Source organism: Curtobacterium flaccumfaciens UCD-AKU (genome assembly GCF_000349565.1).
In the GTDB taxonomy this organism is placed as follows: Bacteria; Actinomycetota; Actinomycetes; order Actinomycetales; family Microbacteriaceae; genus Curtobacterium; species Curtobacterium poinsettiae.
Genome location: NZ_KB714627.1, coordinates 1 through 787, shown reverse-complemented (window position 1 = coordinate 787; position 787 = coordinate 1). Strand labels below are relative to the sequence as shown.

Here is a 787-nt window from a genome sequence, read left to right as displayed (position 1 = left end):
TGATCGCTGAGCTCCGCCGGTTGAACAAGGACTTCTCGAACGCGATCCGCACGGCCCCGCCCGGCACACTGCCGACGGTCGCGTTCTACCCGTACCGGACGGGGCCGTTCCGTGAGGACGGCAAGAAGCTCAAGAACGAGTACGTGTGGCAGCTGCCGGCCGGCTCGGTCGAGCAGTGGGACCTCGACCTGTCGTGGGTCGCTGCGAAGGAGGCCTGAAGCGAGCCGGTTCCGGCGCTAGTCGTACTGCGGCGGCCAGTCGAAGGGAGCCGGCAGGCGGGGGACCTCGCCCACGGTCGTGACGATGAGGACGACCTGCCGCAGGTCCGTCAGCTCGATCGAGCGCGGGTTGCCGATCCGTCGGTGCCCGTCGACCCACACGGTCAGTTCGCCGCGCAGGCCACCGACGTGCTCTGGGCCGAGCGAGACACCCCACTCGTCGAAGAACTGCCCGAGCGTGAACGTCTGCTTCGTCGGGGACTCGACGTGCACGATGCCCGAGGTGTCGTGCGTGTGGATCTCGGCGGCGAACTCGCGGTCGTCGGAGTGACCGATGTTCGCCGGGACGGTCACCGGTTCGTCGCCGTCCAGGATCGTCAGGTGCGAGTGCACGTGCTCGGCCAGCCGTTCGCCCCAGACGTTGTGCAGCCCGGCGGACTCCGCGCGGGCCGTCAGGTCCGTCGGGCGTGGCCACGGCGGAGCGTCACGGGTGGTCACCGCTCCGGGCGCCGCGCACCCGGACAGCAGCAGGAGTGCGGCCACCGCGACCGCGACGCTCCGCAGGTTCA

General features: G+C 70.3%; 1 protein-coding gene and 1 pseudogene. One reads left to right on the top strand and one right to left on the bottom strand.

The window, feature by feature from the left end; all coding sequences use genetic code 11:
• A pseudogene (locus H489_RS0119335) lies at positions 1 to 218 on the top strand (CoF synthetase); the annotation flags it as partial.
• Positions 219 to 236: 18 nt separating this feature from the next.
• Here H489_RS0119335 and H489_RS38285 read toward each other — a convergent pair.
• On the bottom strand, positions 237 to 787 hold a 551-nt coding region (locus tag H489_RS38285; RefSeq protein WP_017887489.1), incomplete at its 5' end, for a hypothetical protein.